The organism is Brachymonas sp. J145, from assembly GCF_036312245.1.
Taxonomy (GTDB): domain Bacteria; phylum Pseudomonadota; class Gammaproteobacteria; order Burkholderiales; family Burkholderiaceae_C; genus Brachymonas; species Brachymonas wangyanguii.
The window spans coordinates 51,167-74,108 of record NZ_JAZDCI010000005.1 but is presented as its reverse complement, the minus strand read 5'-3'; the positions used below and the strand labels follow the sequence as shown (position 1 = coordinate 74,108).

Annotated in this window: 19 protein-coding genes; 9 read left to right on the top strand and 10 right to left on the bottom strand. The window is 65.5% G+C overall.

Features of this window, described 5'->3' with window-relative positions; genetic code table 11:
• Positions 1-25: 25 nt before the first annotated feature.
• The 8 genes from mfd to V1261_RS06485 all read left to right on the top strand — a co-directional run bounded on the left by mfd (position 26) and on the right by V1261_RS06485 (position 9,886).
• Complete coding sequence (mfd, locus tag V1261_RS06520; RefSeq protein WP_329770819.1) at positions 26-3,514, top strand: transcription-repair coupling factor; 3,489 nt, start codon at positions 26-28, stop codon at positions 3,512-3,514.
• A gap of 124 nt (positions 3,515-3,638) precedes the next feature.
• Positions 3,639-4,349, top strand: a complete 711-nt coding sequence (locus tag V1261_RS06515; RefSeq protein ID WP_329770818.1) for a response regulator transcription factor — start codon at positions 3,639-3,641, stop codon at positions 4,347-4,349.
• 176 nt (positions 4,350-4,525) lie between these two features.
• Positions 4,526-6,229, top strand: coding sequence for a sensor histidine kinase (locus tag V1261_RS06510; RefSeq protein WP_329770817.1), 1,704 nt, complete (start codon positions 4,526-4,528; stop codon positions 6,227-6,229).
• A gap of 39 nt (positions 6,230-6,268) precedes the next feature.
• Entirely contained in the window at positions 6,269-6,592 is a 324-nt protein-coding gene (locus tag V1261_RS06505) for a hypothetical protein (protein WP_329770816.1), read from the top strand.
• Between the two features lie 123 nt (positions 6,593-6,715).
• Positions 6,716-7,321: a nitroreductase family protein gene (locus V1261_RS06500; protein WP_329770815.1), complete on the top strand. Its 606-nt coding sequence runs from the start codon at positions 6,716-6,718 to the stop codon at positions 7,319-7,321.
• Positions 7,322-7,456: 135 nt separating this feature from the next.
• On the top strand, positions 7,457-8,587 hold the full coding sequence (locus tag V1261_RS06495; protein WP_329770814.1) for an NAD(P)/FAD-dependent oxidoreductase: 1,131 nt from the start codon (positions 7,457-7,459) through the stop codon (positions 8,585-8,587).
• Positions 8,588-8,642: 55 nt separating this feature from the next.
• Complete coding sequence (serB, locus tag V1261_RS06490; protein WP_329770813.1) at positions 8,643-9,347, top strand: phosphoserine phosphatase SerB; 705 nt, start codon at positions 8,643-8,645, stop codon at positions 9,345-9,347.
• Positions 9,344-9,886, top strand: coding sequence for a redoxin domain-containing protein (locus V1261_RS06485; RefSeq protein WP_329770812.1), 543 nt, complete (start codon positions 9,344-9,346; stop codon positions 9,884-9,886). Before serB ends, V1261_RS06485 begins: the two co-directional genes overlap by 4 nt.
• 23 nt (positions 9,887-9,909) lie before the next feature.
• Here the strand turns inward: V1261_RS06485 and ppc are convergent, their stop codons facing one another.
• Positions 9,910-12,717 (bottom strand): phosphoenolpyruvate carboxylase, encoded by a 2,808-nt coding sequence (gene ppc, locus V1261_RS06480; RefSeq protein ID WP_329770811.1) that lies wholly within the window; start codon positions 12,715-12,717, stop codon positions 9,910-9,912.
• A 92-nt stretch (positions 12,718-12,809) separates the two neighbouring features.
• Positions 12,810-13,997, bottom strand: a complete 1,188-nt coding sequence (locus tag V1261_RS06475) for an aminotransferase-like domain-containing protein (protein WP_329770810.1) — start codon at positions 13,995-13,997, stop codon at positions 12,810-12,812.
• 99 nt (positions 13,998-14,096) lie between these two features.
• Between V1261_RS06475 and nth the strand changes: the two genes are divergently transcribed.
• On the top strand, positions 14,097-14,738 hold the full coding sequence (gene nth / locus V1261_RS06470; protein WP_329770809.1) for an endonuclease III: 642 nt from the start codon (positions 14,097-14,099) through the stop codon (positions 14,736-14,738).
• A gap of 62 nt (positions 14,739-14,800) precedes the next feature.
• Here the strand turns inward: nth and V1261_RS06465 are convergent, their stop codons facing one another.
• From V1261_RS06465 to cobO, 8 genes are all read right to left on the bottom strand, one after another.
• Entirely contained in the window at positions 14,801-15,385 is a 585-nt protein-coding gene (locus tag V1261_RS06465) for a BPSL1445 family SYLF domain-containing lipoprotein (protein WP_329770807.1), read from the bottom strand.
• A gap of 181 nt (positions 15,386-15,566) precedes the next feature.
• Positions 15,567-16,619, bottom strand: a complete 1,053-nt coding sequence (cobT, locus tag V1261_RS06460; RefSeq protein ID WP_329770806.1) for a nicotinate-nucleotide--dimethylbenzimidazole phosphoribosyltransferase — start codon at positions 16,617-16,619, stop codon at positions 15,567-15,569.
• 2 nt (positions 16,620-16,621) lie between these two features.
• Positions 16,622-18,526, bottom strand: coding sequence for a cobyric acid synthase (locus V1261_RS06455; protein WP_442877948.1), 1,905 nt, complete (start codon positions 18,524-18,526; stop codon positions 16,622-16,624).
• The gene (locus tag V1261_RS06450; RefSeq protein WP_329770805.1) at positions 18,523-19,548 is read right to left on the bottom strand and encodes an aminotransferase class I/II-fold pyridoxal phosphate-dependent enzyme; all 1,026 of its coding nucleotides are present in this window, start codon (positions 19,546-19,548) and stop codon (positions 18,523-18,525) included. Before V1261_RS06450 ends, V1261_RS06455 begins: the two co-directional genes overlap by 4 nt.
• Complete coding sequence (cbiB, locus tag V1261_RS06445) at positions 19,545-20,504, bottom strand: adenosylcobinamide-phosphate synthase CbiB (RefSeq protein WP_329770908.1); 960 nt, start codon at positions 20,502-20,504, stop codon at positions 19,545-19,547. The genes V1261_RS06450 and cbiB overlap by 4 nt, the downstream gene beginning before the upstream one ends.
• A gap of 52 nt (positions 20,505-20,556) precedes the next feature.
• Entirely contained in the window at positions 20,557-21,612 is a 1,056-nt protein-coding gene (gene bioB / locus V1261_RS06440; RefSeq protein ID WP_329770804.1) for a biotin synthase BioB, read from the bottom strand.
• A 76-nt stretch (positions 21,613-21,688) separates the two neighbouring features.
• Positions 21,689-22,366: a 5,6-dimethylbenzimidazole synthase gene (gene bluB, locus V1261_RS06435; protein ID WP_329770803.1), complete on the bottom strand. Its 678-nt coding sequence runs from the start codon at positions 22,364-22,366 to the stop codon at positions 21,689-21,691.
• Position 22,367: 1 nt separating this feature from the next.
• Positions 22,368-22,937, bottom strand: coding sequence for a cob(I)yrinic acid a,c-diamide adenosyltransferase (gene cobO, locus V1261_RS06430; protein ID WP_329770802.1), 570 nt, complete (start codon positions 22,935-22,937; stop codon positions 22,368-22,370).
• Positions 22,938-22,942 lie beyond the last annotated feature (5 nt).

Genomic DNA, 22,942 nt, shown 5'->3' with positions numbered 1-22,942 from the left:
TAGTCTTGTTTGTACTGCACCGCTCATGAAACTCCCCAAGCTCACTCCTGGCCAGCGCCACGCCATGCCGCGCCCGCTGGCGTCGGCCGATGCCGCCCTGCTGGCCCGATTCGCCGCGCGCGACAAGGCCGAAGGCCGCTGCATGGCCATCGTCACCTCGGACGCGGCCGATGCGCAGCGCCTGCTGGACGAACTGCCGTTTTTTGATCCAGCGCTGCGCTGCGTGCTGTTTCCGGACTGGGAAACCCTGCCCTACGACCATTTTTCGCCGCACCAGGACCTGATCAGCGAGCGCCTGGCAACGCTGTGGCGCATCAGCCAGCATGACAGGCATGACGGCGCCGATGTGGTGCTGATCCCGGCCAGCACGGCGCTGTACCGGCTGGGTCCACCTGCCTTCCTGGCCGGCTACACCTTCCATTTCAAGACCGGCCAACAGCTCGATGAGGCCGCGCTGCGGCGCCAGCTCGGCATGGCCGGCTACGCCCATGTGAGCCAGGTGGTCAGCCCCGGCGAATACGCGGTGCGCGGCAGCCTGATCGACCTGTACCCGATGGGTGCCGCACAGCCGTATCGCGTCGACCTGTTCGATGACGAGATTGACAGCATCCGCACCTTTGACCCGGACAGCCAGCGCAGCCTGGAGCCGGTGCAGGAAGTGCGCCTGCTGCCGGGGCGCGAGTTCCCGATGGACGATGCGGCACGCTCGCGCTTTCGCAGCAAGTGGCGCGAGCTGATGGAGGGCGACCCGACGCGCAGCCGCATCTACAAGGATATGGGCGAAGGCCTGGCCACCGCCGGTATCGAGTACTACCTGCCGCTGTTCTTTGACGAGACCGCGACCGTGTTCGACTACCTGCCCGAAGGCAGCACGCTGGTGCTGCACGATGCACTGGAGGAACCGTTCCAGCGCTTCTGGCAGGACACGCGCGAGCGCTATCGCCTGATGGCCGGCGATCCGGAGCGCCCAGCGCTGCCGCCGGAAGCACTGTTCCTGAGCGAGGAGCAGTTCTTTGGCGCGGCCAGGCGCTTTCCGCAGCTGTCGCTGCGCCCGCATGGCGGCGATACTGGCCTCTACCCCGAGTTTGCCCCGCTGCCTGACGTATCGGCCGCGCGTGGCAGCGAGGATCCGCTGCTGCGCCTGCAGGGCCATGTGCAGGCCAGTCCGCACCGCGTGCTGCTGCTGGCCGAAAGTGCCGGTCGCCGCGAAAGCCTGCTCGATTTCCTGCGCGCCAGCCATCTGCAGCCAGTGGCGATCGACAGCCTGCAGGAGTTCCTCGACAACGGCGAGAAGGTCGGCCTGGCAGCATCGCCGCTGATGGAAGGCTTTGCCTGGAACGAGCTTGGCATTGACCTGATTACCGAAGCCGAGCTGTTTGCCGGCAGTGGCGGCATCCAGCATCGCCGCCGCCGTCGCCAGGAGCAGGTCAGCGATATCGATACCCTGATCAAGGACCTGAGTGAGCTCAAGGTTGGCGACCCGGTGGTGCACAGCGCGCACGGCATTGGCCGTTACCAGGGCCTGATCAATATGGATGTGGGCCAGAAGAACCCGGACGGTTCGGCGGCATTGCAAGAATTCCTGCACCTCGAATACGCCGGCGATGCCACGCTCTACGTGCCGGTCAGCCAGCTGCACCTGATCAGCCGCTACTCCGGCGTCAGTGCGGAAGATGCGCCGCTGCACAAGCTGGGCGGCACGCAGTGGGAGAAAGCCAAGCGCAAGGCCGCCGAACAGGTGCGCGATACCGCTGCCGAACTGCTCAATATCTATGCCCGCCGTGCCGCGCGCGAAGGCTACCCGTTCCGTTTCAGCGCCGCCGACTACGAGGTGTTTGCCAACGATTTCGGCTTTGACGAAACTGCCGACCAGCTGGCCGCTATCCACGCCGTGATCCAGGACATGGTCAGCCCGCGCCCGATGGACCGGCTGGTCTGCGGCGATGTCGGCTTTGGCAAGACCGAAGTCGCGTTGCGCGCCGCCTTTGTTGCCGTCACCGGCGGCAAGCAGGTCGCCTTCCTGGCGCCAACCACGCTGCTGGCGGAACAGCATTTCCAGACGCTGAAGGACCGCTTCGCCAAGTGGCCGATCCGCATTGCCGAAATTTCTCGCTTCCGTTCCAGCAAGGAGGTGACAGCGGCCATCAAGGGTATCGCCGATGGCACGGTCGATATCGTGGTCGGCACGCACAAGCTGCTGTCGAGCGAGGTCAGCTTCAAGAACCTGGGCCTGCTGATCATCGACGAAGAGCACCGCTTTGGCGTGCGCCACAAGGAGCAGATGAAGCAGATGCGCGCCGAGGTCGATGTGCTGACGCTGACCGCGACGCCGATCCCGCGCACCATGGGCATGGCGCTGGAAGGCCTGCGCGACCTGAGCGTGATTGCCACGGCGCCGCAGCGCCGGCTGGCGATCAAGACCTTTGTGCGCAGCGAAAGCAGCGGCGTGATCCGTGAAGCGGTGCTGCGCGAACTGATGCGCGGCGGCCAGGTCTATTTCCTGCACAACGAGGTCGATACCATCGAAAACCGGCGCCAGCGGCTGCAGGAAATCCTGCCCGAAGCACGCATCGCGGTGGCGCACGGCCAGATGCCGGAGCGTGAGCTGGAACGCGTGATGCGCGAATTCGTGGCGCAACGCCACAACATCCTGCTGTGCTCGACCATTATCGAGACCGGCATCGACGTGCCGAGCGCCAACACCATCCTGATCAGCCGCGCCGACAAGTTCGGCCTGGCGCAGCTGCACCAGCTGCGTGGCCGAGTCGGCCGCAGCCACCACCAGGCCTATGCCTACCTGATGGTGCCCGATCTCGACAGCCTGACCAAGCAGGCACAGCAGCGGCTGGAAGCGATCCAGCAGATGGAGGAGCTGGGCAGCGGCTTCTACCTGGCGATGCACGACCTGGAAATCCGCGGTGCCGGCGAGGTGCTGGGTGACAACCAGAGCGGCAACATGATGGAAATCGGCTTCCAGCTCTACAACGAGATGCTGTCCGAGGCGGTGGAACAGCTCAAGGCCGGCAAGGAGCCGGATCTGCTGTCGCCGCTGCAGGCCGTGACCGAGATCAACCTGCATGCGCCGGCGCTGCTGCCGGATGACTACTGCGGAGACGTGCACCTGCGCCTGAGCTTCTACAAGAAGCTGGCCACGGCCAAGACCACCGATCAGGTCGATCGCCTGCTGGAAGAGCTGGTGGACCGCTTCGGCAAGCTGCCGCAGCAGGCCGAAACCCTGGTCTACGTACACAAGCTGCGCGTGATGAGCCAGCCCTACGGCGTGCTCAAGGTAGAGGCGGCGCCGACCGTGATCACCATCACCTTCAAGCCGAATCCGCCGGTAGACCCGATGGCTATCATCCAGCTGATCCAGAAGAACAAGCACATCAAGCTGGCCGGCAACGAGAAGCTGCGCATCGAGCGTGCGCTGGAAAAACCGCTGGACCGGGCCCTGCTGGTGCGCGACATCCTCAAGAGCCTGGGCCAGCCGCTGCAGGAGGCCAACCCCGCCTGACCGAATACACGGTTTATGGGGATTGCATGCGTCATGGCGATCACCTATGGTGAACAGCATGGATGTCCTCGCTTGCAGAGCGCCATCCATGCCGTCCAAAGTCTGTTCTGCCTGCGAGAGTCCCATGCCCCCCTTCAACCTGACGCCCACTGACTATCTGCCCGCCCCGGTGCTGATCGTGGAGGATGAGTCGCTGATGCGCGAGAAGCTGCTGCGCCTGTTGCTGCAGCTGGGCTACACCCAGGAGGCGCTGGTATTTGTCACCAACCTGGCCGAAGCACGCCGCTGGCTGGCGCAGAACCCGGCCGCCATGGCGCTGGTCGATCTCGGCCTGCCGGATGGCAGCGGCCTGGATCTGATCACCGAAATGCGCGAGCAGGATCCGGCACTGAGCATCCTGGTGGTGTCATCCTGGAGCACCGAGGACATCATCATGCAGGCGCTCAAGTGCGGCGCCACCGGCTATGTGCTGAAGGAGCGTGACGATATGGAGATCGCGCTGTCGATCCGCAGCGTGCTGCGCGGCGGTGCCCCGATCGATCCCTTCATCGCCAGACGCATCCTGGAGCAGCTGACAGATGCGCCGAAACCCGAGAAAACCAGCCCGCCACCGCTGCGCAGCCGGCAGAATCCGGACGAAGAGGCCCTGACCAAGCGGGAATATGGCATCCTGCAACTGGTGGCCGAAGGCCTGAGCAACCGCGAAATCGCCGAACGCCTGTTCCTCTCCCGTCATACGATCGAATGCCATATCAAGCACATCTACCGCAAGCTGGCCGTTTCCGGACGCACACGTGCTGTCTACGAAGCGCGTGCGCGTGGCTTGCTGTCCTGATCGTCGGCTGGCTGCTGCTCCTGCTGCCGCAGCCGGCTGCAGCGGCCTTCACGATTCCGATTCCTGCCGCGACTGAACACCAGGGCACCGCACACTGCGACCCGCAGATCCTGTCGGTAGCGGCGGCGCGTGCTCCCGAACATCCTGACCAGCGTCCGACCAGCGGCTGGGAAAGCGTGACCCTGCCCGACCACTGGACGCAGCGCTGGATCGGCTACAGCGGCACCGTCTGGTACCGCATCCAGTGGCAGCACGCCTGTGCCACGCCGGTGGGCGTCACGCTCAATGCACTCAGCCAGGCTGGTGCGCTCTACCTGAATGAGGAGCTGATCTGGAGCGACCAACGGTTCACCGAACCGCTGCCACGCAACTGGAACCTGCCGCACTACTGGATACTGCCGGCCAGTTCGCTGCAGATCGGCGAAAACACCTTGTGGTTCCGCGTTACCGGAGCGCACTACCAGCAAGCCGGCCTGGGACGTGTCAGCCTGGGCGAACCAGGAGCGCAATATGCGCTGCACCAGGACCAGATCGTGCTGCAACGCACCTGGCTGCAGGCCGATATCGCGCTCTCCTTCACCCTCAGCATCCTGAGCCTGCTGGTCTGGCTGTCCTACCGGCGTGCCACGGTGTTTGGCTGGTTCGGCCTGCTGACCGGCTCCTGGGTGATCTTTGCCGGCACCCTGCTGCTGACCGACCCATGGCCCTTGCCCGATACCGCTGCGCTGGAACGCTTCAGCCTGAGCGCGCTGGTCATCTATTGCGTCTGCTTCGCCCTGTTCAGCTGGTCATTTGCCGATCTGATCTGGCCGCGCGTGCGCCGTGCCGCCCTGATCATGGCTGGCTTGCTGATCCTGCTGCTCTGGCTGACGCCCCTGTCCCACCTGGGCTATGCCACGCTGGTCGTGTTCCTGCTGAGTGCCTGCCTGGTCCTGCTCAACTGCCTGCTGCTGCAGTGGCCGCTCTGGCGCAAGCAGCCGCGCTCACTGCCCCATGTGCTGCTGGCACTCTGGCTGCTGGCCGTGCTGTTTATCGGTATCTATGACCTCATCGTGATCGTGTTTTTCCCGCACGTGCACAACGTGCTGACCCCGTACTCGGGCATCATCACGCTGCTGTGCATGGGGCTGCTGATGGCCTCGCGCGTGGCGCGCGACATGCGACGCGTGCGGCACTTCAACCATCAACTGAAGCAGCGCGTGGAAGAAGCACGCCAGGAGCTGCTGGCAGTCACCGAGCGCCAGATCGTGATGGAGCGCGAGCGCTCCCGCCTGCAGGCGCGCATGGACCTGACGCACGACCTGCACGATGGTCTGGGCAGTTCGCTGGTACGCGCCATCGGCAGCGTGGAGCATGCCATGGGCCCGATGAGCAACCAGGCCTTCCTCGGCTATCTCAAGGTCCTGCGCGATGACCTGCGCCAGATCCTCGATGCCGAAGCCAGCTCCACCAGCAAGCCGGCTGCCACGCCAGCACTATGGCTGGCCCCGATCCGGCACCGCTTTGGCATGCTGTTCGACGAGATCGGCATCGACATCCGCTGGCAGATGCCTCCTGCCTGGCCGATCCAGCCACAGGCACGTACCTGCATGGCACTCGCGCGGGTACTGGAAGAAGCGCTGACAAATATCGTCAAGCACAGCCAGGCCAGCCAGGTGGAAGTCGCGATGATTCCACTCAGCGATCCCCATGGCCTGCAGCTGTGCGTGAGTGACAACGGGCGCGGCTTTGATGTCGTGGCCATGGAACAGTCTGGTACCGGCGTCGGCCTGCAAAGCATGCGCGCCCGCATCGAGCGTATCGGTGGACAATGGGATATTGTCTCGGGCAGCACGGGGACGCGCATCTGCATCACCCTGGCTGGCGAAGCGCCGGCCTGACACCAGACTGCCTGCCAGCTTTCACAGGAGAAGTCCGCCATGGAACAAGCTTTCACGCGCAGCCCGGTCGCCGGCATGGTGCTGGTCGATGCCTATCTGATTCCGGCCGATCAGGCCGATGCCTATATCGCCGCACGCGAAGCCCTGGCCGAGCGCGCCACGCGCGTGCTGCAGGCCATGTGCAGTTCCGTGGAACGCTGCTGGGCCGGCAGCCAGGACGGCGAAGCGATTGTCGGCCTGGATGCCCATGGCGAGATCCAGGCTCTGACCCATCTCGATCCCGATGCAGTCGATGCGCTCTGCGCGCTGGATGACGAGGGTCTGCGCGCCTGGTTTCTGCAGCAGACCGAGGCAAAGCCCTGAGCAGCACAAGGGAAAAATCGCTCCCATCACCCTCCCATCCACCATGCATTAAAGTTGCGTGAGGAAACCAGTTTGCGCACACCCTTCGCATCGTGCGTGCTTCTTCATCTATCAGGATTCTTCGTGAGCCATCCCGTCATCAGCGCCCTGCAACAACGTCGCAGCATCTACACCATTGGCCGCCAGGTCCAGCAGTCCCCGGCCGAACTGACGGCGCTGATCCAGGAAGCGGTGCGCCAGGCGCCCTCCTCCTTCAACTCGCAAAGCTCGCGTGCCGTGATCCTGTTCGGTGCCGAACATGAGGCACTGTGGGGCGAGATCGTGCTGGAGGCGCTGCGCGCCGTGACACCGGCAGAAAACTTCCCAACCACCGAGAAGAAGATCAACGGCTTCAAGGCCGGCTTTGGCAGCGTGCTGTTTTTTGAAGACCAGGCCGTGATCCAGGGCCTGCAACAGCAGTTCCCGCTCTACGCAGACAACTTCCCGACCTTTGCCGAACACAGCGCCGGCATGGCCCAGCTGGCGGTCTGGACCGCGCTGGCCAGCAGCGGCATCGGCGCCACGCTGCAGCACTACAACCCGCTGATCGATGCCCAGATCCAGGCCCGCTGGCAGCTGCCAGCCAGCTGGACGCTGCGCGCGCAGATGCCGTTTGGCAGCATCGAAGCCCCGGCCGGCGCCAAGACCTATATGGATGATGCCGAACGCTTCCGCGTCTTCGGCCAGTAAGTCCACCGCTACCGTTCACCTCACTTGACAGCCCGGCCCTGCCGGGCTTTTTTGCGTCTGTCCTGCGGAAAAATCCCACCGGCAAGGGGCCAAACGCTGTGCTATCGTGCCTGTCAGCATCACCAGGAGCCACACATGGGCACACCACATGTCGATTACCTGATCATCGGAGCCGGCATTGCCGGTGCCTCTGCTGGCTACTGGCTGGCACCGCATGGCCGCGTGCAGCTGCTGGAGCGCGAATCACAAGCCGGATACCATTCCACCGGTCGCTCCGCCGCCATGTTCATGGAGTGCTACGGCAATGCCCAGGTGCGCGCACTGACGCGTGCCAGCCGGCCGTTCCTGCAACAGCCGCCAGCCGGCTTTGCCGAACATCCGCTGCTGCAGCCGCGCGGCAGCGTGCTGGTGGCCGCCCCCGGCGACGAAGACAAGCTGGCACAGGAGTGGCAAACCCTGCGCGAACGCTCGCCGCAGCTGCAATTGCTGAGCGCGGCCGAAGTCTGCGCGCTGGTGCCGGTGCTGCGGCCAGAGCGGGTGCTGGGCGGCATTCTCGATCCCGATGCCGCCGATATCGATGCCCATGCGCTGCACCAGGGCTATCTGCACGGCCTGCACCAGGCCGGTGGCCGTGTCAGCACCGATGCCGAGGTCAGTGCGATCCGGCGCGTGGACGGGCGCTGGCTGGTGACAGCGGGCGGCCAGGACTGGAGCGCCAGCGTGCTGGTCAACGCCGCCGGTGCCTGGGTCGACGACATCGCCGATCTGGCCGGCGTGCCGCGCATCGGGCTGGAGCCCCGCCGCCGCACCGCCTTCACCTTTGCCGCGCCGCCCGGACTGGATTTCCACCACTGGCCGATGGTCGAGAACATCCACGAGCAGTGGTATTTCAAGCCCGATGCCGGCCAGCTGCTGGCCTCTCCCGCCAATGCCGATCCGGTGCCGCCGCAGGATGTGCAGCCGGAAGAAATCGATATCGCCACCGGCATCTGGCATGTGGAGGAGCAGACCACGCTGCAGGTACTGCGACCGTTCCATGCCTGGGCCGGGTTGCGCAGCTTTGTCGCCGATGGGGGCCTGGTGGCCGGTTACGACCCCGATGTACCGGACTTTTTCTGGCTTGCCGCGCAAGGTGGCTATGGCATCCAGACCAGTGCGGCCATGGGCCAGGCCAGCGCCGCACTGTTGCGCCGCCAGCCGCTGCCGGACTTGCTGCTGCAGGAAGGCCTGAACGAAGCCCTGCTCGGCCCGGCGCGGCTGCGGTAGCAGGCCTGAGCCCCTACAATGACCGGCAAGACTGAACACCCACCACGCACCCATCATGAGTACAGAAGACAGCCTGGTCATCCAGGAACAGCCGCCCTTTCCCCGCCTGGCCGATTACCGCCTGATCGCCTTTGACATGGACTCGACCCTGATCAATATCGAGTGCGTGGACGAAATCGCCGATGCCGTCGGCAAGAAGGCCGAAGTCGCGGCCATCACCGAAGCCGCCATGCAGGGCATCATCACCGACTTCAAGGACAGCCTGCGCCAGCGCGTCGCCCTGCTCGAAGGCGTGCCGGAAAGCGCGCTGCAGCAGATTTATGACCAGCGCCTGCAACTCAACCCTGGCGCCGAGACCCTGGTGCGCGCCTGCCAGCAGGCCGGCCTGAAGACGCTGCTGGTGTCCGGCGGTTTCACCTTCTTCACCGAGCGCATCCGTGAACGCCTGGGGCTGGATTTCACCCGCTCCAACCAGCTCGAGGTGCAGGATGGCAAGCTCACCGGCCGCATCCTGGAACAGCCCTGGGGCGATATCTGTGACGGCCAGGAAAAGGCGCGTACCCTGCTCGAAGTCGCCACGCTGATGGGCATAGCCCCGCAGCGCTGCATCGCCGTAGGCGATGGTGCCAATGATCTGAAGATGATGGCCGAAGCCGGTGTCTCGGTGGCCTACCACGCCAAGCCGACAGTGCGCCGCCAGGCCATGGTAGCGATCAACGCCGGCGGACTGGATCGCCTGCTGGAAGTACTGCCGGCATGACGGCATCGAACCAGCCGGGCTGGTGGCAGCGCCATCGCAAGTCGCTGCTGCTCAACCTGGCGGTATTTCTGGCGGTGGCCTTTGGTATCCAGGCCTGGCAGACGCGCCATATGGCCAGCGGCCAGGCACCCGATGTCACCCTCCAGCGCGCCCTGACGCCACAGCAGCAGCAAAGCCTGGCCAGCTGGCGCCAGCAGCATGCCGGCGAACCGGTGGTGCTCTACTTCTGGGCCACCTGGTGCACCATCTGCCGCATCGAGCAGCCGATGATCAACGGCCTGATCCAGAGCCAGCCAGTGCTGCCGATCGCCATGCAGTCCGGCCCGGCCGCCAGCGTGCTCGCTTACGAGCGCCAGCACGGCCTGGCCTGGAACAGCGTGGTCGATCCCGACGGCGGCATCGCGCGCCATTTCGGCATCAGCGCCACGCCCAGCTTTGTCGTGCTCGATGCGCAGGGCAATATCAGCAGCAGCACCGTCGGCCTGACCAGCCCCTGGGGCTTGCGCCTGCGCCTGTGGCGCGCCCGGCTGGCGGGCTGAGCCGCCAGTCGTCCCTTCTTGGCTCAGCCGGTGTTGCGCAGGCCAGCGGCAATGCCGTTGACCGACAGGTGGATGCCACGCTTCAGGCGTGAGGACTGGCGGTGCCAATCGGTCGGCGCCGCTTCCTCCTCTTGCTGCATCGCCGCCAGATCCTGGCTGCAGACACGGTAACGCCGCATCAGCTCGACCTGCAAGTGGTTGAGCGGATCGATATACGGGAAGCGGTGCGCGATCGATCGTGCCAGCGCCGGGTTGGCAGCCAGCCGGTCAGACTCGCCGGTAATCAGCGCCAGCATGTCCTGCGTCGCCTGCCATTCGTCCCGGATGGCGCCAAAGATGCGCTGGCCCAGTTCGCGGTCTTCCACCAGCTCCACGTAGCGCTCGGCCAGGCCCAGATCGGTCTTGGACAGCACCATGTCCAGGTTGGACAGCAGCATGGCAAAGAACGGCCAGTCGCGGTACATCTGTTGCAGCAGCTGCAGGCGTTGCGCATCGTCCTGCAGCCAGTGGCGCACGCCGCTGCCAAAACCGGCCCAGCCCGGCAGCGCCACGCGCGCCTGGCCCCAGCTGAAGCTCCAGGGAATCGCGCGCAAGTCATCAATGCTGCGCGTCGCCTTGCGGCTGGCCGGGCGGGAACCGATATTCAGCTCGGCAATCTCGCGCAGCGGCGTGGCGGCAAAGAAGTAATCGGCAAAACCGGGCGATTCGTAGACCAGCGCGCGATAGGCGCGAAAGCTGGCCTCGCTGATCTGTTCTGCCGCCTGCAGATAGGCCTCGGGCAAGGCATGGTCAGGCGGCAGCAGGCTGGCTTCCAGCGTGGCCGCGACCAGGGTTTCCAGGTTGCGTCGGCCAATCTCCGGATGCGCGTACTTGGAAGCGATCACCTCGCCCTGCTCGGTCAGGCGCAGCTGGCCATGCACGGTACCCGGCGGCTGTGCCAGGATCGCCTGGTAGCTCGGGCCGCCACCACGACCTACCGTGCCGCCACGACCATGGAACAGGCGCAACTGCAGGCCGTGCTGCTCGCGCAGCGGCCCGAACAGCGTCAGCAGTTCCTGCTCGGCCTGGTACAGGCTCCAGTTGCTGGTGAACATGCCACCGTCCTTGTTGCTGTCGCTGTAGCCGAGCATGATGTCCTGCTCGCGGCCGCTGGCCAGAACCATGTCGAACACGCCCGGCAGCGCATACCACTCGCGCATGATGCGCGTGGCCGCCTGCAGGTCGCCAATCGTCTCGAACAGCGGCGACACGATCAGCCGGTTCTGCACCTGCGGCGTACCGAAGTCGCGCAGCAGGCCGGTTTCCTTCATCAGCACCATCACTTCCAGCAGGTCGCTCACCTCTTCCGTGTGCGAGATGATGTAGTGGCGCAGCGCATGGCGGCCGTACTGCTCCAGGTGCTGTAGCGCGGTGCTGAACACCGCCAGCTCGGCCTGCAGCTTGTCGCTATAGGCGGCATGCGGCACGCGTAGCGGGCGCACATCGTTCAGCACGGCCAGCAGGCAGTCTCGCTTGCCGGCTTCATCGAGTGCGCTGTAGTCGTCCTGCATGCGTGCCACGCGCAGCAACTCGGCGACGACCGCCTCGTGCTCCTCCGAGTTCTGGCGCAGGTCCAGTGTCGCCAGATGGAAGCCGAATACCTCGACCGCACGCAGCAGCTCGCCCAGACGCAGTGCCAGCATCGGCACGCCATGGTGGGCGCGCAGTGACTGCTCCAGCACGCGCAGATCGGCCAGCAGCTCGTCGGCGCTGGCATAGGGCTGGCCGGACACCACCGGAATCTGCGGCGCGTCGATGCCGGTGCGCTGCTTCAGCGTCGCGGCGACGCGCGCATACATGCCGATCGCGGCACGGCGATAAGGCTCGTCCTTGCGGTGCGGATTGGTGTCGCCAGCGGCATCGGCCAGCTGCTGCAACTCGGGACTCACGCCCGCCAGCCCGGTGGACATGGACAGCTCCAGCCCCAGTGCATTCAGCTCATGCAGATAGTGCAGCAGCGCCGTCTCGCACTGCAGCCGGAATGCCAGTGCCATCGTGTCGGCGCCGACAAAGGGGTTGCCATCGCGGTCACCGCCCATCCAGTGGCCCATGCGGAAGAACGGCGCAATCGCCTGCCCCGGCAGCGCCTGCTCCAGCTCCTGGTACATGCGCGGCAGCTGGCGCAGAAAGGTGTTGTGGTAGTAGGCCAGCGCGTTGCGGATCTCGTCGGCCACGCTGAGTTTTTCGTCGCGCAGCATGCGCGTCTGCCACAGCTGGGTGATGCGCGCTTTCAGCAGCAGCGTGTTGCGCTCCTGCTCGCGCGGCGTCAGGCCCTGGTCGCGCTCGGCGACCAGCTGCGCAATCGCGCGCTCAGCCGTCAGGATGATGGTGCGCTGCACCTCGGTCGGGTGCGCGGTGAGCACCGGCGACACATGCGCCGTCTGCAGCAGGCCGGCAATGCGCTGCGCCGACACGCCCTGCTGCTGCAGCCGCTCCAGCGTGCCCTGCAGCGATCCCGCCTGCACATCGCCACGACGCTCGTGGTAGACGCGGCGGCGGATGTAGTGGTTGTCCTCGGCAATATTCGCCAGGTGCGAGAAGTAGCTGAAGGCGCGCACCACCTGCACCGTCTGCTCCAGCGACAGGCCCTTGAGCAGGCTGTCCATCTGTGCGCCGGCGCCGGCATCGTGCTTCAGCCGGTAGGCCACCGACAGCTGGCGGATGTTCTCGACCAGCTCGAAAGTGGCCTCGCCTTCCTGTTCGCGGATCACGTCACCCAGCAGCTTGCCCAGCAGCCGGATGTCCTCGATCAATGGTTGTTCCTTGCTGGCTACGCCATCGTCAGCATGCATGCAGATATCTCCTGTGTATTTTTTGTACTCTTATCCATCGCAGCCAAGAACTATATAGTTCTTGACCGAAACGCGACCTTAGCACATGCCAATTACAGCGCGCGTGCCATGCGCTCCACCCCTTCCTGGATGCGGGTCAAATCCGAGGTGGCAAAGCTCATGCGGAAGCAACTGGCGTCGGCATTTTCAGCGAAGAACGGCGCACCGGGCACAAAGGCCACCAGCTGTTCCACGGCGCGCTTCGAGAAGGCGCCGGCATCGCGCTCGCCGCCGTTGGCACCGGTCAGGCGCACCCAGAAGAACATGCCACCGCCCGGCTGGGTAAAGCTGACGGCATCGCCCAATTGGGCGCGTAACTGCTGCGCCATGCAGGCAGCGCGTTCGGCATAGACACGGCGCACCTGGTTGACCGCCTGCGGCAGGCGGTTGCTCTGCAGGTAGGCCGCAGCCGTGGCCTGGGCATAGGTGCTGGTATTGGCATCGCTGAACTGCTTGCACATCACCGCATTGGCCAGCAGCGCCGGCGGACCGGCCAGCCAGCCCAGGCGCAGACCCGGCGACATGATCTTGCTCAGGCTACCGCAGTGCGCCAGCCAGTCACGGCTGCCCGGCACGTCCTTGCTCAGCGCCAGCAGGCTGGGCGGCGGCGGCGCATCGAAGTAGAGGTCGCCATAAGGATCGTCTTCCACCACCAACACCTGGTACTGTGCCGCCAGTTCCAGCACGCGCTTGCGGCGCTCCAGCGACAGCAGCGCGCCGCTCGGGTTGCCAAACGTCGGGATCAGGTAGACCAGTTTCGGCTGGTGTTCGCGGATCAGCTGCTCCAGCGCATCCACCTGCACGCCATCGGCATCGATGGGCGCGCTGATCACTTCGGCGCCGTAGAGGCGGAAGCACTGGATGGTGGCGAGAAAGGTCGGACCTTCGACAATCACCTTGTCGCCGGGCGAGATCATGCACTTGCCGATCAGGTCCAGCGCCTGCTGGCTGCCGGTGGTGACGATGAAATCCTGTTCCTGCAGCGGCGCGCTCTTGTTGGCGCTGTAGAGCGCAATCTGCTCTTTCAGCGGGCCAAAGCCTTCGGTGGCGCCATACTGCAGCGCCGTGCCCGGCCACTGCGCCAGCGCATCGACGCTGGCCGCGCGTAGGCCATCGACATCGAACAGCGCCGGATCGGGAAAACCGCCGGCAAAGCTGATGATGCCCGGCTTGCCGAGCAGCTTGAACAGCTCGCGGATGGCCGAGGTTTCACAGTGTTGCAGGCGTTGGGCGAATTGCACGGGGTTCTCCTTGAAACAGCACGGCGCGCAGACTTGGACGACCATGCCACAATCGGTGATTCTGAAAAGAACAACTATACGCCAGCCCCCGTATCCCCCATGAAAAAAGAAGCCATCGTCTCCTTCTTCAGCACCCTGCAAGCCGCCAACCCGGAGCCGGAAACCGAACTCGAATACGACACGCCGTTCGAGCTGCTGATTGCCGTGCTGCTGAGTGCGCAGGCCACCGACGTCGGCGTCAACAAGGCCACGCGCCTGCTCTACCCAGTCGCCAACACGCCGCAGGCGATCCTGGACCTGGGCCTGGAGGGGCTGGAGAGCTACATCAAGACCATCGGCCTGTACCGCAGCAAGGCCAAGCACATCCTGCAGACCTGCCGCATCCTGCTGGATGAACACGCCGGTGAGGTACCGCGCACGCGCGAGGCGCTGGAAAAACTGCCCGGCGTAGGCCGCAAGACCGCCAACGTGGTACTCAACGTCGCCTTTGGCGAACCCACCATGGCCGTCGATACGCATATCTTCCGCGTCAGCAACCGCACCGGCCTGGCACCGGGCAAGACCGTGCTCGAGGTTGAGAAAAAGCTGCTCAGGCGCATCCCGAAAGAGTTCCTGCTGCACGCCCACCACTGGCTGATCCTGCAGGGGCGCTATGTCTGCAAGGCGCGCACGCCGGAATGCTGGCGCTGCAGCGTGGCGCCGTTCTGCGACTTCAAGCCCAAGACGCTGGCCAAGAAATGAACAGGGCCGGCACCTTGCGGCACCGGCCCTGACGGTCACTCAGACCGGATGATCAGGCAGCATCAGGGGTTGATGCGAGTGATCTTGGAACCTTGCAGCGACACGCCGGCATCCACGCCCGCGTTGTTCATGACAAAGCTCACCACCGGTGCCTGGATCGTCTGGGTGTCGACGGAACCATTGGCGCCCAGGGTGGCGACCGCCACGTTGGCGTCAGCGCCCACGGTCCAGCCATTGCTGGCGCGGAACTTGGCCAGCGACTCGGCCGTGTTGAACACGTAGATCACGCTCTTGGAATGGGCACCTGCCTGCAGGCCGATGGAAGCGGAGCTGGTGCTGTAGTAGCCGGCATTCTTGCCACCCACCAGCAGTGCACCCTTGCCGTAATCGGCACCCACCACAAAGCTGCCGCCCACCACGGACGGGAACACCAGCACGCCAGCCGACTTGGCCACCAGCTCAGCCGAGCCCGGCACCGTGTTGTACAGGCGGGTCAGCGCGGCATTCGTTGCCGTATCGATCGAGGCGCGCTCGGTCGCGGAGGTGGGCTGCTGGTGCGGCTGCGTCGTGGTACAGGCCGCCAGGCTCAGGCCACCGACGGCGATCATGGCAGCGGTCGTGATGGATCGGATAGTGCTCTTGCGCATGGGAATCTCCTTCAGGTTGTATGTCGTGCTGCCTGACGTGATCCGCAGACCAGGCCGCTGCAGCACAGGGACGAAGCCATTATGGGCCGCCTCATCCTGCCCGGAGCCCCTGCCGCGCTAGTCGCGCGCACATCCCACCTGCCGATGGCGTGCCGTCCTACACGAACGGCAGCGCCAGACATCAGGCCGACTTTTCAGCCACGCCGGCACTGGAAAAGCTGGCCATGTCGCGCAGCATCACGCAGGCCGATTCCAGCAGCGGCCAGGCAATCACCGCGCCCGAGCCTTCGCCCAGACGCATGCCCCAATCCAGCAGCGGACGCGCATGCAGCGCGTCCAGGATCAGCTGGTGCCCCGGCTCGCCGGAGCGATGCGCATAGACGCAGCGCTGCAGCACCAGCGGCTCCAGGCGCGAGGCCACCAGCAGCGCCGAGCTGACGATCACGCCATCGACCAGGATCACGCGCCGATCGGCCGCGGCCTGCAGCAAGGCACCGACCATGGTCGCAATCTCGAAACCACCAAATGCGGCCAGTACCTCCAGCGGCTGCACCGCCTGCGGATGCGCATCCAGCACCTGCTGCAGCACGTCCAGCTTGCGCTGCATGCCGGCCTGGTCCAGCCCGGTACCGGGGCCGGTCGCATTGATCAGGTTCGCGCCCAGCAGGCGCGTCAGGATCAGCGTGGCCGCCGAGGTGTTGCCGATACCCATCTCGCCCAGCATCAGCACGTTGCCGGGCAGCGCCTGCACCAGCTCCATGCCGTTGCGGATCGCCTGCAGGCATTGTTCGTGCGTCATCGCCGGGCCGTCCAGGCAGTCCTGCGTGCCATGGGCGATCTTGCGTACCTGCAGCCGGTGGCGCGGGGCAAAATCGTGCGCCACGCCGCAATCCACCACGGTCAGCGCGATGCCGTGCTGGCGCGCCATCACGCTCACCGCGGCGCCATCGGCCAGAAAGTTCTCCACCATCTGCCAGGTCACGTCCTGCGGGTAGGCCGAGACGCCGCGCTTCACCAGGCCATGGTCGCCGGCGCAGACCACCATTTGCGGCTGCACCAGCACCGGACGCGTCGTGCCCAGGATGCGGCCCAGCTGCAGCGCCAGCTCTTCGAGCCGGCCCAGCGAGCCCAGCGGCTTGGTCTTGGCATCATTGACCGCCTGCAGCTCGGCCTGCAGCTGCGGATTGTCCAGATCAGCGATATCGGGGAAAAAATCGGCTTCTTGCATCGGCATCCTCATTCGGCGGCGACCAGTTCCAGCTGCACCTCGTGGCCGGCCGGCAGTTCTTCGGCCATGTCTTCCAGCGCCATCAGGAAGCCGCCGGCGCGCCAGTGCTTGATCGCCTCGGTATTCACCACGCGCAGCGTGCACGGGCCAGGATAGCCTGGCCCCTGGGCCGACAGCGCATCCCAGAAGGCATCCAGATTGCGACCAAATTCTTCGGCATCTGCAGCCTGCGTCAGTTGCAGGTAGCGCTGCCAGAAGGCTTTTTCATCGTCCAGGCCATCGCAATCGAGCACAAAAACAGGGGATTCGGTATCAGGGGTCATGGTGTCGGAAACAGCTACGCCAGCCGCACCATGCAACTGGCCATCAGGCCCACAGTCTACTCCTGCCAGCGCCAGCAAGGCGGCACGGCCCAGGTGCAGCTCGACGAAATCGGCCATGCGATCCAGCACCTGATTGATGGACGGCGGCGCACTGCCGAGCAACGCTTGTGTCACTTCCGGCTGCTCCAGCAGGCCGTGCAGGTACAGTCCCAGCGCCTGGCCCGGCTGCGGCGTCAGCGCCGTGGCGGCGCCGTTAGTCCAGCCGATCGCCGCACCATCGGCATCGTGCAATACCGGCAACGCCACATGGCCGGCGCGCACCATCGCCGGATGCTCGGCCGTGCGCCCCATATGGATCTCGTAGCCCTGCGCCGGCAGGCCGGACAGCGGCTGCCAGGCACCGGGCATGGCATCGGCAAAACGCCCCTGCGAACGGCGCACCGTCTTCTGCGACTCAAATACCGTCACCAAGGGCAGCAGGCCCAGCCCTGGCGCACTGCCGCTGCCGACCGGCTGCAGGCCTTCCACGCCTTCCATGTCGATCACGGCTTCGCCCAGCATCTGCAGGCCGCCGCAAATACCGAGCACACAGCCTCCGCGCGCCGCATGGCTGCAGATCGCCGCATCCAGCTTCTGCTCGCGCAGCCATTGCAGGTCGGCCATGGTGTGCTTGCTACCCGGCAGGATGATCCAGTCCTGCGCGCGCCAGTCGGCCAGCGCGGCGGCATCGCGCACCCAGCGCAGGTGCACGCCCGGCAGCTGGCGCAGCGGCTCGAATTCATCCAGGTTGCTCAGGCGCGGATACGCGATGATGGCGATGCGCACGGCACTGTCATCAGCGTGGCCGCGGCTGCTGTCGTCAAACACGCCATCTTCTTCCGGCAGGCCGTGGTCGCGCCACATCGGCAGCGTGCCAAATACAGGTACACCAGTCAGCTCCTGCAGCATCTGCGGCGCCGGCTCCAGCAAGGCGGCATCACCACGGAACTTGTTCAACACAAAGCCACGAATACGCGCCCTGTCCTCTTCGGGCAACAGCGCCCAGGTGCCGTACAGATGCGCAAACGCTCCGCCCCGGTCGATATCAGCCAGCAGCAGGCAGGCGGCATCAGCCTCGCGCGCCACGCGCAGATTCACCACGTCGGTCGCCATCAGGTTGATCTCGGCCGGCGAACCTGCACCCTCGATCACCACCAGATCGTGGCTGGCGCGCAAATCGTGCAGCGCCGCGGCAATCGGCGGCCAGACATGCTGCTTGCGATCATGCCAGGCCATGGCGCCCAGCGCCTGGTCCACCTGGCCGAGCAGCACCACCTGGCTGCGCGTATCGGCCTCAGGCTTGAGCAGCAGCGGATTCATGCGCACATCCGGCTCCGCACCGGCAGCCAGCGCCTGGAAATACTGCGCGCTGCCAATCTCGCCACCAGCCACCACGCGTGCGTTGTTGCTCATGTTCTGCGCCTTGAACGGCGCCACTTTCAGGCCCTGGCGCGCATAAAAACGGCACAAGGCCGCGGCCAGCCAGCTCTTGCCGGCACCGCTGGTGCAGCCCAGCACCATCACGCAGGGTGCCAATGCCTTCGTCGTCATGCCGATACCTCCTGCAGGCGTAGCCAGGCCTGCTGCAAGGCCTGCTGCGCGGCCGGTTCATGCACACACAGGCGCACATGGCCGGGCAAGCCAAAACTGGCGCAATCACGCAGCTTGATGCCCTCGGCCCGCAAGGCCTGCAGCATGGCGTCCCAGCCCATGGCCAGCGGCGGCGGCCGGCACAGCAGGAAATTCGTCAGGCTCGGCAGGCACTGCCAGCCCAGCGCCTGCAGCATGTCCAGCTGCTGCTGCTTCCAGTCCCGCAAGGTCTCCAGCGATGTCGCCAGCCAGTCCTGCACCGCCGGTTCGCACCAGGCCTGCAGCAAGGCCACACCATGCGCGCCCAGCGGCCAGGATGGCGCCCGCCACCACATCGCCTGCAGCTGCTGCACCGATGCAGCAGCCGGCGCAATCACATAAGCCGCCCGCACGCCACACAGCCCGAGCGACTTGTTCGGCGTCCAGATCTGCCAGACCTGGTCACGCGCCAGCCAGTCGGCCAGCGGTGTCGGCCCTTCCAGTTGCAGCGGTGCGTAGGCACAATCCAGCACCACGGTGGCCTGCGGCGACAGCTGCGCCCAATCGTCCGGACAGTCCATGTCCTGCCCCAGCGGGCTGCTGGGCGCACACAGCCAGACCAGATCGGCCTGCGCCAGCGCCCCAGTGCGCTGCAGCCCGTGCAGCATCGCCTGCGTGGCGTAATCGCCATAATGGTGCGGCGGCAACCACACGCGTGCCTGCGGCTGCCGTGCCGCCACGCAAGCCGTGATGCGCGCAATCAGCTCGCTGCCGCTCACGCCCACCAGCACGCGCTCCGCCGCCACGCCATGGCGAGCGGCCAGCTGCTGGCGCAAGCCGGCATAGGCCGGATCCGGATAGCGCGTGGCATTGACCTGCGCCAATGCCTGCACCACCTGCTGACAGGGCCCGCCGGCATGGCTGTTGGTAGAAAAATCCCAGCGCGCCGCTCCCAGCGCATCGCTGCCGCCATGGATCGGCAGCGTCTTGTCCAGAGTTGTCATGTGAAGATTCCAGTCAGCAGGGCCAGCGCCAGCCATCCCGTCAGCACGATGGCGATGGCGCGCTGCGCCAGCCGGATCGCCTGCGGCACATGGCCGGGCTGCGCCTGCACACCATCAGCATGCAGGGTATAGACGCCGGGCTTGCGCAGCTGCACATCCAGCGCCAGCGCCAGGGCCGCCATCGGCCAGCCGCTATTGGGCGATGGCGTCTGCGCCGCCTGCTGGCGCAAGGCCGACAAGCGCAAGCGGCGCGGCCAGGCCGCCAGCAACAGGCCGATGCCGGTCAGGCGCGCCGGCAGCCAGGCCAGCCAATCATCCACCTTCGCCGCCCACTTGCCGGCCCATTCCCAGCGCTTGCCGCGATAGACGCCGCGATAGCCCCACATGGAGTCAGCCGTATCGGCAAAACGAAACAGCGCCGCCCCCGGCAATCCCAGCAACAGGAACCAGAACAGCGGCGCAATCACCGAATCATTGAGGTTTTCCGACAGGCTTTCCAGCGCACTTTCGCGCACCTGCACCGCATCCAGCACCGTCACGTCACGGCTGACGATGCGCGCCAGCTGCTGCTGGCCATCGTGCAAGGACTGCGCCAGCGCGGTTTCCACCGCCGCCACCTCGTCAGCCAGCATGCGCCAGGAAAATAGCGGCTTCAGCAGCACGCCCAGCAACACGCCAGTCCAGGTCCAGGGCAGCCACGAAAGCAGCAGCTGCACCAGCAGCGCCAGCAGCACGACCACGCCAGCTCCCAGCCCCCAGGCCGCGGCGCCGCGCCAGAACACGCGCCAGTCATCGCCTTCTGCGCGCGCATCAGCCTGCAGCCAGTCACCGGCGCGCTGCAGGTAGCGACCGATCCAGACCACCGGATGCCAGCGCGGCGAGGGTTCGCCCAACCACAGGTCGATCAACCAGGCCACCAGTACGGCCAGCACCTGGCTGGCCAGCCACTCCGGCATCATGCCCTGCTCCCGGCGGGCTCAGGGCACGCCTGATCCTGCATCGTGCCGATCAGGCCTGCTGCTTGCCGGCGCGCATGCCGAGGCGCTCGATCAGCTGCATGTCGGCTTCCACGTCCGGGTTGCCGGTGGTCAGCAGCTTCTCGCCATAGAAGATCGAGTTGGCACCGGCCATGAAGCACATCGCCTGCATGGTGTCGGCCATGGCGGTGCGCCCCGCCGACAGGCGCACGCGCGCCTCCGGCATGGTGATGCGTGCCACCGCGATCATGCGCACGAACTCCAGCGGATCGATATCGTCCACCTCGGCCAGCGGCGTGCCTTCCACCTTCACCAGGTTGTTGATCGGCACGCTGTCCGGGTAGTGCGGATGCAGGTTGGCCAGCTGGCCAATCAGCTCGGCGCGCTGGCGACGGTTCTCGCCCATGCCGATGATGCCGCCGCTGCACACGCTCACGCCGACGTTGCGCACATTCTCCAGCGTGTCCAGGCGATCCTGATAGTCACGCGTGGTGATGATGTTGCCGTAGTTCTCGGGCGCGGTGTCCAGGTTGTGGTTGTAGTAGTCCAGGCCGGCTTCCTTCAGCTCGACCGCGTGCTCTTTCGTCAGCATGCCCAGCGTGCAGCAGGCTTCCAGACCGACTTCCTTCACCGTCTTGATCAGCGTCACCACATTCTCGATGTCGCGGTCCTTGGGCGCGCGCCAGGCTGCGCCCATGCAGAAACGCGTGGCACCGGCCGCCTTGGCCTTCAGCGCCGCTTCACGCACGGCATCGGCTTCCATCAGCTTGGTCGCCTCGACCGGGGTCTCGTGGTGCACCGACTGCGGGCAGTAGCCGCAATCCTCCGGGCAGCCACCGGTCTTGATCGACAGCAGCGTGGCGAATTCCACCTCGGCCGGGTCGAAATGTTCGCGGTGCACCTGCTGGGCACGGAACATCAGCTCCGGCAGCGGCAGCGCAAACAGCGCCTCGATGTCCTCGACCGCCCAGCGGTTGGTACTGGCCGGCTGCGGCTGCTGGCTGCGCGGCGTACAGAAATGCACGCTCTGCTCGGCCGTGCCGTGGCAGCTGGAAGGGTTATGGGTAGTGGTGGGTGCGTCCAGCATGGTGGCTCCTGTTGTCTGTCTATATAAAATTAATAATTATGAAAATCGTGTTCCAGGCGGGTAAAACGTCCGCATCTTACAGCGGCAAGCCGGTTTCCGGCTGTCCCCAGCCATTTTCGAACACCACATCGGCCAGCGGCATGCGCTGGGCCCAGCGCTCCTGCTGCAGCATCGGTTCGTCATAGAAAGCCGGCACCGGACCCAGGCAAACCAGTGCCAGCGGACTGGCACCGGGCGGCAGCTGCAACAACTGCGCCAACTCATCCGGATCAAACAAGGAGACCCAGCCCACGCCCAGCCCTTCGGCCCGTGCCGCCAGCCACATATTCTGCAGTGCACAGGCAACCGAGGCAATATCCATATAGGGCATGGTACGGCGGCCAAACACGTGCTGTTCACGGCCATCCGCCAGGCACACGGCCAGCACTTCGGCCGCTTCCAGCAGGCCTTCGACCTTGAGCTTCATGAACTCTTCTTCACGCTGGCCGAGCGCGCGTGCCGTTTCGATGCGCTCACGCTCGACACAGGCATGCAGCTGCTCACGCAGTGTGCGGCTGCTGATGCGGATAAAGCGCCAGGGCTGCATGAAACCCACGCTCGGGCCCCAGTGCGCCGCCTGCAGCAGGCGCTGCAGCACCTCCGGCTCCACCGTGCAGCCAGGCAGGAAGTGGCGCATGTCGCGCCGCTGCGCGATCACGCGGTAGACCACCTCGCGCTCGGCGTCCGGGTAGGCAAATGCGGCTGAATCAGTCAACTCAGTCCTCGATGCCACGTTGTGCCGGAATGCCGGCATCAAACGCATGCTTGATCGGACGCATCTCGGTCACGGTATCGGCCAGATCCACAATCTCCTGCGGGCAACGGCGGCCAGTCAGGCACACGTGCACCTCTTTCGGGCGATTGCGCAGTGTCTCCAGCACATCCTGCAGATCCACCCAGCCATACACCAGCGGATAGGTGATCTCGTCACACACCACCAGGAAATGTTCGCCGCTCAGGATCGAGGCCTTGGCCTTTTCCCAGCCTTCACGCGCCAGCTGCGCCGAACGCTCCAGGTCCTGACTCTTCCAGCTGAAACCATCGCCCAGGCCTTCTACCGGAACGCCGAGCTTCTCGAAGCTGCGGTGCTCGCCAAAGCGCGCGCTCGGCACCTTCATGAACTGGTAGATCTTCACGTCCTTGCCACGGCCGCTGGCGCGCAGTGCCAGGCCAAAGGCCGCCGTGCTCTTGCCCTTGCCATCGCCGGTATTGATGATCAGCAGGCCACGACGCTCGCCTTCCGGCGTCTCGTAGGGCTTGTCCTTGGGGGGTTCTTCGATTTGCATGGTCA

Excerpts from the sequence above, each read along its gene's own strand:
- V1261_RS06515 (WP_329770818.1), top strand. The coding sequence starts at position 3,639 with ATGCCCCCCTTCAACCTGACGCCCACTGACTATCTGCCCGCCCCGGTG.
- V1261_RS06495 (WP_329770814.1), top strand. The coding sequence starts at position 7,457 with ATGGGCACACCACATGTCGATTACCTGATCATCGGAGCCGGCATTGCC.
- V1261_RS06505 (WP_329770816.1), top strand. The coding sequence starts at position 6,269 with ATGGAACAAGCTTTCACGCGCAGCCCGGTCGCCGGCATGGTGCTGGTC.
- V1261_RS06455 (WP_442877948.1), bottom strand. The coding sequence starts at position 18,526 with ATGACGACGAAGGCATTGGCACCCTGCGTGATGGTGCTGGGCTGCACC.
- cobT (WP_329770806.1), bottom strand. The coding sequence starts at position 16,619 with ATGCCGATGCAAGAAGCCGATTTTTTCCCCGATATCGCTGATCTGGAC.
- mfd (WP_329770819.1), top strand. The coding sequence starts at position 26 with ATGAAACTCCCCAAGCTCACTCCTGGCCAGCGCCACGCCATGCCGCGC.
- bioB (WP_329770804.1), bottom strand. The coding sequence starts at position 21,612 with ATGCTGGACGCACCCACCACTACCCATAACCCTTCCAGCTGCCACGGC.
- cobO (WP_329770802.1), bottom strand. The coding sequence starts at position 22,937 with ATGCAAATCGAAGAACCCCCCAAGGACAAGCCCTACGAGACGCCGGAA.
- V1261_RS06465 (WP_329770807.1), bottom strand. The coding sequence starts at position 15,385 with ATGCGCAAGAGCACTATCCGATCCATCACGACCGCTGCCATGATCGCC.
- V1261_RS06485 (WP_329770812.1), top strand. The coding sequence starts at position 9,344 with ATGACGGCATCGAACCAGCCGGGCTGGTGGCAGCGCCATCGCAAGTCG.
- ppc (WP_329770811.1), bottom strand. The coding sequence starts at position 12,717 with ATGCATGCTGACGATGGCGTAGCCAGCAAGGAACAACCATTGATCGAG.
- serB (WP_329770813.1), top strand. The coding sequence starts at position 8,643 with ATGAGTACAGAAGACAGCCTGGTCATCCAGGAACAGCCGCCCTTTCCC.
- nth (WP_329770809.1), top strand. The coding sequence starts at position 14,097 with ATGAAAAAAGAAGCCATCGTCTCCTTCTTCAGCACCCTGCAAGCCGCC.
- cbiB (WP_329770908.1), bottom strand. The coding sequence starts at position 20,504 with ATGCCGGAGTGGCTGGCCAGCCAGGTGCTGGCCGTACTGGTGGCCTGG.
- V1261_RS06450 (WP_329770805.1), bottom strand. The coding sequence starts at position 19,548 with ATGACAACTCTGGACAAGACGCTGCCGATCCATGGCGGCAGCGATGCG.